The organism is Vibrio sp. 10N.261.51.C6 (assembly GCF_041471785.1).
Lineage (GTDB): Bacteria > Pseudomonadota > Gammaproteobacteria > Enterobacterales > Vibrionaceae > Vibrio > Vibrio crassostreae_C.
This window is the reverse complement of the sequence record NZ_JBFRPB010000092.1, coordinates 1-9815: the sequence shown is the minus strand read 5'-3', so window position 1 is coordinate 9815 and position 9815 is coordinate 1. Positions and strand designations below refer to the sequence as shown.

General features: G+C 45.1%; 9 protein-coding genes and 1 pseudogene. 4 read left to right on the top strand and 6 right to left on the bottom strand.

What is annotated here, in order from left to right; translation table 11 throughout:
• Positions 1–159 precede the first annotated feature (159 nt).
• The 5 genes from secF to queA all read right to left on the bottom strand — a co-directional run bounded on the left by secF (position 160) and on the right by queA (position 5824).
• Positions 160–1107 (bottom strand): protein translocase subunit SecF, encoded by a 948-nt coding sequence (gene secF, locus AB4375_RS20640; RefSeq protein ID WP_017062837.1) that lies wholly within the window; start codon positions 1105–1107, stop codon positions 160–162.
• A gap of 14 nt (positions 1108–1121) precedes the next feature.
• A complete protein-coding gene (gene secD, locus AB4375_RS20635) occupies positions 1122–2978 on the bottom strand; it encodes a protein translocase subunit SecD (RefSeq protein ID WP_081325187.1) in 1857 nt (618 codons plus the stop codon).
• 20 nt (positions 2979–2998) lie between these two features.
• Positions 2999–3328 carry a preprotein translocase subunit YajC gene (gene yajC, locus AB4375_RS20630; protein WP_010440492.1) on the bottom strand — a complete coding sequence of 110 codons (330 nt, stop codon included), beginning with the start codon at positions 3326–3328 and terminating at the stop codon, positions 2999–3001.
• Between the two features lie 111 nt (positions 3329–3439).
• Positions 3440–4576: a tRNA guanosine(34) transglycosylase Tgt gene (tgt, locus tag AB4375_RS20625; RefSeq protein WP_017056177.1), complete on the bottom strand. Its 1137-nt coding sequence runs from the start codon at positions 4574–4576 to the stop codon at positions 3440–3442.
• A gap of 195 nt (positions 4577–4771) precedes the next feature.
• Positions 4772–5824, bottom strand: a complete 1053-nt coding sequence (queA, locus tag AB4375_RS20620) for a tRNA preQ1(34) S-adenosylmethionine ribosyltransferase-isomerase QueA (protein WP_372052433.1) — start codon at positions 5822–5824, stop codon at positions 4772–4774.
• 334 nt (positions 5825–6158) lie between these two features.
• Between queA and AB4375_RS20615 the strand changes: the two genes are divergently transcribed.
• Positions 6159–6605, top strand: a complete 447-nt coding sequence (locus tag AB4375_RS20615; RefSeq protein WP_017062524.1) for a CBS domain-containing protein — start codon at positions 6159–6161, stop codon at positions 6603–6605.
• 69 nt (positions 6606–6674) lie between these two features.
• Here the strand turns inward: AB4375_RS20615 and AB4375_RS20610 are convergent, their stop codons facing one another.
• On the bottom strand, positions 6675–7580 hold the full coding sequence (locus tag AB4375_RS20610; RefSeq protein WP_017062525.1) for a hydrogen peroxide-inducible genes activator: 906 nt from the start codon (positions 7578–7580) through the stop codon (positions 6675–6677).
• A 210-nt stretch (positions 7581–7790) separates the two neighbouring features.
• Between AB4375_RS20610 and AB4375_RS20605 the strand changes: the two genes are divergently transcribed.
• From AB4375_RS20605 to AB4375_RS20595, 3 genes and pseudogenes are all read left to right on the top strand, one after another.
• Complete coding sequence (locus AB4375_RS20605; protein WP_017062526.1) at positions 7791–8399, top strand: peroxiredoxin C; 609 nt, start codon at positions 7791–7793, stop codon at positions 8397–8399.
• A 311-nt stretch (positions 8400–8710) separates the two neighbouring features.
• Complete coding sequence (locus tag AB4375_RS20600) at positions 8711–9454, top strand: copper homeostasis protein CutC (RefSeq protein WP_372052432.1); 744 nt, start codon at positions 8711–8713, stop codon at positions 9452–9454.
• Between the two features lie 146 nt (positions 9455–9600).
• Positions 9601–9815, top strand: a pseudogene (locus tag AB4375_RS20595) (hypothetical protein); the annotation flags it as partial.

Below are 9815 nucleotides of genomic sequence, written 5' to 3'. Positions count from 1 at the left end.
GATACGAGATACGAGATACGATCAGGATGTCTCTTAGTGAAATGAAGTTCAACATACTTCAACGCTAAATTGTATTGAGCTTCCCTAGAATACAGACGTAAAAAAACCGCTAGTTGCCTAGCGGTTTTTTTGGTTTAGCGAAACTTATTAAGCCAAGGCCTAAGGCATCTCGTCAAACTCTTCACCTTCTTTGTCCACTTGTGGTGGCATTAGGTGTTCACGCGTAATACCTAACTTCATAGCCAGTGCAGATGCAACGTAGATAGAAGAGTAAGTACCAACCGTAATACCCAATAAAAGTGCAGTCGCGAAGCCGTGGATCATAGCGCCGCCCTGAACGAACAGTGCGATAACTACGAATAACGTGGTACCAGAAGTGATCAATGTACGGCTCAATGTTTGTGTGATTGAGCTGTTCAGTACTTCAGGCGCTTCACCCTTACGCATCTTACGGAAGTTCTCACGAATACGGTCGAATACAACAATGGTATCGTTGAGGGAGTAACCGACGACCGTTAGCAAGGCTGCTACGATGGTAAGGTCGACCTCAATTTGCATTAGAGAGAACACACCCAGAGTGATGATAACGTCGTGCGCCAGTGCTAATACTGCACCCGCAGCCAAACGCCATTCAAATCGCACTGATACGTAGATCAATATACAGATAAGAGAAACTAGGATAGCAAGGCCACCCGCTTCTGTTAATTCGTCACCCACGTTAGGACCAACGAACTCGATACGACGCATTTCAACTTGCTCACCAGTACCATTCTCAATAGCAGAAAGGATTTGGTTACCAAGCGTTTCGCCCGCTACGCCATCACGTGGACGTAAACGAACCATCACATCACGAGCTGAACCGAAGTTCTGTACCGTCGCATCACCAAAGCCTTCGGCTTCTAGTGCACTACGAATATCAGGAAGGTGTGCCGGTTGTTCAAAACCAACTTCAATCAGAGTACCGCCAGTAAAATCTAGACCCCAGTTCAACGATTTCGTTGTTAGGGTGAAGATAGCAGTACCAATCATCAAGATAGAAAAAACAAAGGCAACCTTTGACCAACGCATAAAGTCGATCATTTTGTCTGCTTTTAGAATCTGAAACATATTAATTCCTAGCCTTAGATCGACAGTTTTTTAACGCGTTTGCCGCCATACATCAGGTTCACGATACAACGTGTTCCGACAATAGCTGTAAACATTGAAGTCAAGATACCGATAGACAGCGTTACCGCGAAGCCTTTGATAGCACCCGTACCCACAGCAAATAGAATGATTGCTGTTAGTAGTGTGGTGATGTTGGCATCGGCGATTGTGCTGAATGCGTTCGCGTAACCTTGGTGAATAGCTTGTTGTGGACTGCGTCCATCTCGAAGCTCTTCACGTATACGCTCAAAGATCAGAACGTTCGCATCAACCGCCATACCGACCGTTAATACGATACCGGCAATACCCGGTAGGGTCATGGTAGCCCCCGGAATCATCGACATAACACCGATAATCAACACCAAGTTAGCCATTAGCGCAACGTTCGCAATCAGACCAAAGCTACGGTAGTAAAGCAGCGTAAACAGCATTACAGCAGCCATACCCCAAACCATCGCCATGATACCCATATCGATGTTTTGCTGACCCATAGATGGACCAATGGTACGTTCTTCTACAATCGAGATAGGCGCAATCAACGCACCAGCACGCAGTAGAAGTGCCAAGTTATGAGCTTCAGCCGTTGAGTCAATACCAGTAATACGGAAGTTACGGCCTAGCGCAGATTGAATCGTCGCTTGGTTAATCACTTCTTCGTGCTTACTTAAGATAACTCGACCTTCCGGTGTTTTACGACCGCTGTCTTTGTACTCTGCAAATACCGTTGCCATTAGCTTACCGATATTCTGACGAGAGAATGCAGACATCTTGCTACCACCTTCGCTGTCTAGCGAGATGTTAACTTGAGGACGACCATATTCATCAACACTTGAGCTTGCATCAGTAATACTTGAGCCGCCTAGAATAACGCGCTTCTTAAGTACCACAGGACGACCATCACGATCTTGCTTGATTTCGCTACCCGCAGGGGCACGACCAGAAGCGGCAGCGGCTAAGTCAGCACTGCTATCCACTTCACGGAACTCAAGCGTCGCGGTAGCACCAAGAATTTCTTTAGCGCGAGCCGTGTCTTGAACACCAGGCAATTCCACTACGATACGGCTAGAGCCTTGACGTTGAACCAAAGGTTCAGCAACACCAAGTTCGTTAACACGGTTACGTAGAATGGTAATGTTTTGCTCTACCGCATAGTTGCGGATTTCTTGAAGACGAGCCTCTGTGAAGCTAGCAACCAAAGAAAAACGACCATTAGATTCAGAATCTACAAACGTCATGTCTTGGTGCTTAGATTGCAGTAGCGATTTCGCTTCAGCAAGCTGCTCGGCGTTACGTAGAATCACTTCAACCGCATCTTTACCAGATGGGCGAATTGCACGGTAACGGATTTTTTCTTCACGAAGTTCGCTACGGAACGCTTCTTCTTGTTGGCCAACCAGCTTTTGCATCGCAGCGTCCATATCCACTTCCATCAAGAAGTGAACACCACCACGTAGGTCAAGACCAAGCTTCATTGGTGCAGCACCAATAGATTCAAGCCAATCAGGAGTTGAAGCAGCTAAGTTTAAAGCAACGATTACGTCTTCATCTAATGCTTCAGTGATGACATCACGAGCACTAATTTGAGAGTCTGTATCGTTAAAACGAACAAGAATGGAACCGTTTTCTAGAGCAACGGATTTAGTAGAAAGGTTTTCAGCTTCAAGAGCATTGGTGACAGCATCCAGCGTAGACATATCTACAGAGGCGCCGCGCGCCCCTGTAACTTGAACTGCCGGATCTTCACCGTATATATTCGGAAGTGCGTACAACGCAGCGATGGCGATAGTAAACACCACCATCAGGTACTTCCATAACGGGTAACGGTTTAGCACAGCGAGGATCCTCTAGCTGTTTATAGAGATTTCAGAGTACCTTTTGGTAGCACTGCTGTAACGAAGTCTTTCTTGATAACTACTTCGTTGTTTGCATTCAGTTCGATAGCAACGTAGTCGCTGTCTTCTGCAATCTTAGTGATCTTGCCAATTAGGCCGCCGCTTGTAAGAACTTCATCACCTTTGCCCATAGAAGACATAAGGTTTTTGTGCTCTTTAACACGCTTAGCTTGTGGACGGTAGATCATGAAGTAGAAGATCACAGCGAACATACCTAGCATGATAAGCATTTCGAAACCGCCGCCTGCTGGTGCACCTTCTGCTGCTGCGTGAGCTTGAGAAATAAACATTTAAAACATCCTCTATTTATATTTTCGTAATTGTTTGTCTAATTGGGTCGCATCCCTTTATTTTCAAGCCCCATCACTCGGAAGAGAGATAGGGCTCGCAAAAAAGAAATACTAAGATTCTTTACCTAGTGGTGGCACTTCACGCCCCATTCTTGCGTAGAACTCTGCAACGAACTCTTCAAAGCGGTCTTCATCGATAGACTGACGAATGTCTGACATTACTCGTTGGTAGAAACGCAGGTTATGAATCGTGTTCAGTCGAGCACCTAGGATTTCGTTACAACGATCCAAATGGTGTAAGTACGACTTGCTGTAGTTCTTACAAGTGTAACAGTCACACTCTGAATCTAGTGGTGTTGTATCGGTTTTATGCTTCGCATTACGGATCTTGATCACACCTTCAGTCACAAACAGGTGGCCGTTACGTGCATTTCGCGTTGGCATTACACAGTCAAACATGTCGATACCACGGCGAACACCTTCAACCAAGTCTTCCGGTTTGCCTACGCCCATTAGGTAACGTGGCTTATCTTCTGGCAGTTGAGGACATGTGTGCTCAAGAATGCGGTGCATATCTTCTTTTGGTTCGCCTACTGCTAGGCCACCTACTGCGTAACCGTCAAAACCAATTTCTGTTAGGCCTTTAACGGATACATCACGAAGGTCTTCGTACACGCCACCTTGAACGATACCGAACAGTGAGTTCGGGTTTTCAAGTTTGTCGAAGTGGTTACGTGAACGCTCAGCCCAACGAAGAGACATCTCCATTGAGTCTTTTGCTTCTTTGTGTGTCGCAGGGTAAGGCGTACACTCATCGAAGATCATTACGATGTCTGAACCTAAATCTTTTTGGATTTCCATAGACTTCTCAGCGTCCATGAAGATCTTGTCACCGTTTACAGGGTTACGGAAATGAACACCCTCTTCAGTGATTTTACGCATTGCACCTAGGCTGAATACTTGAAAGCCGCCTGAATCAGTCAGGATAGGACCGTGCCAGTTCATGAAATCGTGCAGGTCACCGTGCATTTTCATGATTTCTTGACCAGGACGTAGCCATAGGTGGAATGTGTTACCTAATAGGATTTCAGCACCTGTGTCTTTTACTTCTTCAGGTGTCATACCTTTAACAGTACCGTAAGTACCTACAGGCATGAATGCTGGGGTTTCAACGGTACCGCGTTCAAACTGAAGTTGACCACGACGTGCGCCGCTATTAGTTTTTTTAAGTTCGTATTTTAATTTCACGAAGCCTCCAATATGCCAGAGAAACAATCTGACTGTTAATTCAGAACCTTAGGCCAAACAAAAGTTCAGTCTAGTGGGTTCTATGAGGAGCGGTCGCGTATTCCTTGCGAGAGATTAGACAGACACCCTGCCCGACTCCTAGCTTACTGCTAGCACCCGTAAATTCTAATGTATATCGTTTATAACTAGCTTAAATTAGCTTGTTTTCTTATTGATGAACATGGCATCACCGTAGCTGAAGAAACGATATTCGCTCTTCACTGCGTGATCGTATGCGCCCATCACGTTTTCGTAACCTGCAAATGCACTCACCAACATAATCAGTGTTGATTCTGGCAAGTGGAAGTTGGTAATCAAGCAATCCACCAACTGGTATTCATAGCCAGGGAAGATGAAGATTTCTGTATCACCAAAGAAAGGAACGAGCTCAGTGCCTTTCTTCAATGCATCTTGAGCTGCACTTTCTAGTGAGCGTACTGATGTTGTACCAACAGCAATAATACGGCCGCCACGGGCTTTTGCTGCAGCTACGGCGTCAACCACTTCTTGCGGCACTTCAACGTACTCAGCATGCATGTGGTGATCGTTAATATTATCAACTTTTACTGGCTGGAACGTACCAGCACCAACATGAAGCGTCACGTAAGCAAACTCAACACCTTTTTCTTTCATGTCAGCCATTAGCTTGTCATCAAAGTGAAGGCCTGCTGTTGGCGCTGCAACCGCACCCGGCTTTTCATTATAGACAGTCTGGTAGCGCTCTTTATCTGCATCTTCATCAGGACGATCGATGTAAGGAGGCAGTGGCATGTGACCAACACTGTTAAGAATCTCTAAAACGCTTTGATCAGATGTGAAATGGATTTCGAATAACGCATCGTGACGCGCCACCATTTCAGCTTCATATTCATCGTTCTCACCAAGGAACAACTTGGTACCCGGCTTCGGTGATTTAGAACAACGAACATGCGCAAGAATGCTTTTCTCATCAAGCATACGTTCAACCAGCACTTCAAGCTTACCGCCTGATGCCTTGCGACCAAATACACGAGCTGGAATCACTCGAGTGTTATTGAAAACAACAAGATCGCCTGGCTCAACCAAGTCTAAAACGTCTTTAAACGAACCATCAGCTAGGTTACCGCTGTTGCCATCTAATTTAAGCAGGCGGCTTGCTGTACGCTCCTCTTGAGGATAGCGAGCAATGAGTTCATCTGGTAGGTCAAAGTGAAAATCTGAAACTTGCATGTGTCTAGTCTTGTCTTAGTTGATGAGATTTGTGCCGTTGACGAATCATAAATCGTAGTTGCTGGATAATCGTTACGGTAAGTCAATCGTTACCAGAAACACATCGCAAACACGACTAAAAATTTCGCAGTGGGCTAGTATAGGCACACGAGCCGCAATAGCAAGGTTTACAGCACTGGATTATTGTAAAGAGGCGTAAAATAATGCGACTGATTCACCTCCTCAAGCTAAAGAATTAGTTGCATAAAACTCACCCAAGAATGCGTCAGATCTCAGTTATTTTTTGGATAAAAAACTATAGTAATAGCAACAAATAAAAAAGAAGGAGGTTCGTATGATCAAGGTTGAAGATATGATGACTCGCAACCCTCATACCCTATTGCGCTCACACTCACTGGCCGATGCTAAGCACATGATGGAAGCACTTGATATCCGCCATATTCCGGTCGTCGATTCCGACAGGCAACTACTAGGTGTCGTCACACAACGAGACGTTCTCGCCGCTCAAGAATCCAGCCTACAAAACATCCCACAAGCTCAATCTTTTACTCTTGCTACTCCCCTCAACGACATCATGCACAAAAGTGTTATGTCGGTAGAGCCGCGTGCAGGATTAAAAGAATCGGCTATCTACATGCAGAAACATAAAGTGGGCTGTTTACCTGTCGTAGAAAACCACGAACTAGTAGGCATTATTACAGACAGCGATTTTGTCACGATAGCGATCAATTTACTGGAGCTGCAAGAAGAAGTAGAGCCAGAAGAAGCAGAAGTAGAGTAACGCTCGGAATTGATATAAAGAAGAGCGGCCAATTCAGCCGCTCAGAGGGATTGTTGTCGCAGCGGATTATTATAGAAGCTCAGATACCACATCCGCTAATTGATGGAATGTCTCACGACGCGAAGAGCTTGGTCGCCAGACAAGGCCAATATCTCGGTAGGCCTGCTGACCAGGAGGATCGATCACAACGAGATTCTGGTTTTCCAATAAACCGTGGTCGATCGCCATTTGCGGAATAAAGGTGGTTCCTAAACCATTGGCCACCATTTGCACCAATGTGTGAAGGCTCGTCGCAGTGAACGGGTTGATCTTCTCTTTATCCGTTAACTTACAAGCCGACACAGCATGCTCGGTTAAGCAATGCTCGTTCTCCAACAAAAATACAGATTCGTCTGGCAGGTCATCGTATTTAATCGGAACGCGAATACCATCAGCTTGATTGCGACTGATCACCATCCGGAAAGGGTCTTGCCCAACAACTTGGCTTTCCATATTGTCGATATCGACAGGCAAAGCCAGAATCAGCACATCTAAGTCTCCATGACGCAGCGCAGCCAATAGGTTGGTCGTTGTGTCTTCACGTAACAGCAAATTTAATTGTGGAAAGCGCTGGTTGGCTTCCTGTACCAAATCGCACAAAAGGAACGGCGCTATAGTAGGAATACACCCGACTCGCAGCTGCCCTTGCATCGCATCCCCGTTACATAGATTTCCAAGCTCTACGAGATCTTGTCCTTTCGCTAGTAGCTCTCGACCGTGCTTGACCACCAGCTCACCTGCTTGCGTGAAAACTAGCGGGCTCTTTTTATCTTTCTTCTCATAAAGCGGGCAACCAATCAGCTCTTCTAGGTTTTGAATGCCTTTACTTAGCGTAGATTGACTGACGAAACAGCGATCTGCGGCATCACTGAAATGACGAGTTTCGTGAAGAGTAACAAGATAGTGAAGTTGCTTAAGACTTGGCCATTTATTCATGAAATTACTTTGTAATATGAGTAGGATAAGTTAGGTAAAGGTCATTCGACCTAAGGACAGGACAAAGAATAAGCTTATCGCTTTTTTCGATTAACTTAATCTATTTAATTCGCTTTTTTCTATAGTACCGATTGTACTATAGTTTGTCCCGTAGAAACGGAGCCCAAACAAAGATGTGTTGGGCCAACTAATTTTTTAGGAGATTCCAAAATGGTACTAGTAGGTCGTCAAGCCCCTGACTTTACTGCAGCAGCTGTTCTAGGTAACGGTGAGATCGTTGATAACTTCAACTTCGCAGAATTCACTAAAGGTAAGAAAGCTGTAGTTTTCTTCTACCCACTAGACTTCACTTTCGTTTGTCCTTCAGAGCTAATCGCTTTCGACAACCGTCTTGAAGATTTCCAAGCTAAAGGCGTTGAAGTAATCGGTGTTTCTATCGATTCTCAATTCTCTCACAACGCATGGCGTAACACTGCTATCGCTGATGGCGGTATTGGTCAAGTTAAATACCCTCTAATTGCTGACGTTAAGCACGAGATCTGCAAAGCATACGATGTTGAGCACCCAGAAGCAGGCGTTGCTTTCCGTGGTTCTTTCCTAATCGACGCTGACGGTCTTGTACGTCACCAAGTAGTTAACGATCTTCCACTAGGTCGTAACATCGACGAAATGCTACGCATGGTAGACGCACTAAACTTCCACGAGAAGAACGGTGAAGTTTGTCCTGCACAATGGGAAGAAGGCAAATCAGGTATGGACGCATCTCCAAAAGGTGTTGCAGCATTCCTATCTGAGCACGCTGACGACCTAAGCAAGTAATTACCTCTTAAGCCCGAACTCAACGCGGGTTAATGGTTGGAAGATTCTCTTTAAAGAGACATAAAGCATAAGCTAATAGCGCAAAGCGCACCGCCAATCAGTTAAGAAGTAAAGTCCTATTAAAAGCCCGAAGTTAACGCTTCGGGCTTTTTGTTTTCCCTCTCCTCGCTCCCCTAGACTGACTCTTGTAATAGATAATTGAGGTAGCGATAAACCTAAACTTTACCTCTATTTTCCCTTATCCCCATCTATTCAGAATCACACCTAGATTGCTATTATTTCATCAGTATCTTTTTGAACGGATAAACACGATGAACACCGAAATTGAAGTCTGTATCGATAACTTAGAATCTCTTCATACCGCACTATCTGGTGGCGCGAATCGAATTGAGCTTTGCTCTTCATTAGCACTTGGCGGATTAACTCCAAGCTTCGGAATGATGAAACAAGCGGCAATAGCTTCGTCGGTTCCGGTCTACGCTATGATACGCCCAAGACAAGGCGACTTCATTTTCGATAACGACGATATGCTCTGTATGCTTGAAGATATTGAAGCTTGCGCAAATGCAGGATTGGATGGGGTCGTACTTGGTGTATTAGCGCCGAACGGAAGTATTGATATGCCAAAAATGCAGCAACTGGCTGACAAAGCGCACTCATTGAAGCTTGGAATGACGTTCCATAGAGCCATTGATCAAAGCTCTGATTATCAAACAGCATTAGAACAGGTCATCACACTTGGATGTGAAAGAATCCTGACATCAGGGCTCGCTGTTAATGCTGAGCAAGGCATCAATGTGCTCGCAGATATGGTCAAACAAGCCGATGGCAGAATCGATATCATGGCTGGCGCTGGCGTCAATGCAACGAATGCTAAGATGATTCAAAGTACCACCCAAGTACCTGCACTTCACCTTTCAGGTAAATCGACAAGACCGAGTCTAATGGAAAACAACTCAAGTGCTCAAATGGGCAGTGATAATATTGATGATTATCAGATCCCAGTGACAGATGCGAGTAAGATATCTGATGTGAGAGCCGCCCTCACCGCTTAGGGCAATAGTCGCCAGCATAAATCCAGAGAACCTCGCTGACTAATCTAACTGACTGACGTATATTAGATTTAATAGCGCAGAAAATTTTCATGGATAGATATGGCTAAAGACTTATTCAGCTCTCTTGATTTAAACCTGTTACGAAGCAAAACATGTTTGGAAGAAACCAAATCCACGGCTTTCAGGCTGAAATTGGCGTGGCAAGTTATGACGGTACGAAAACGCGCTCAGGCGAAGTAGAAGAGAAAACAACACATGGTATAAGCCTAGGCGGGGCCTACGTTTACCAAGCGACACCAATGCTTGGATTACGTGCTGGTGTTGATATGAATATTTTTGATCAATCGAGTAGGAGGAGGCC

Bases quoted from the DNA above. Each gene is read 5' to 3' on its own strand.
- secF (WP_017062837.1), bottom strand. From the start codon at position 1,107: ATGTTTCAGATTCTAAAAGCAGACAAAATGATCGACTTTATGCGTTGG.
- yajC (WP_010440492.1), bottom strand. From the start codon at position 3,328: ATGTTTATTTCTCAAGCTCACGCAGCAGCAGAAGGTGCACCAGCAGGC.
- queA (WP_372052433.1), bottom strand. From the start codon at position 5,824: ATGCAAGTTTCAGATTTTCACTTTGACCTACCAGATGAACTCATTGCT.
- AB4375_RS20615 (WP_017062524.1), top strand. From the start codon at position 6,159: ATGATCAAGGTTGAAGATATGATGACTCGCAACCCTCATACCCTATTG.
- AB4375_RS20610 (WP_017062525.1), bottom strand. From the start codon at position 7,580: ATGAATAAATGGCCAAGTCTTAAGCAACTTCACTATCTTGTTACTCTT.
- AB4375_RS20605 (WP_017062526.1), top strand. From the start codon at position 7,791: ATGGTACTAGTAGGTCGTCAAGCCCCTGACTTTACTGCAGCAGCTGTT.
- AB4375_RS20600 (WP_372052432.1), top strand. From the start codon at position 8,711: ATGAACACCGAAATTGAAGTCTGTATCGATAACTTAGAATCTCTTCAT.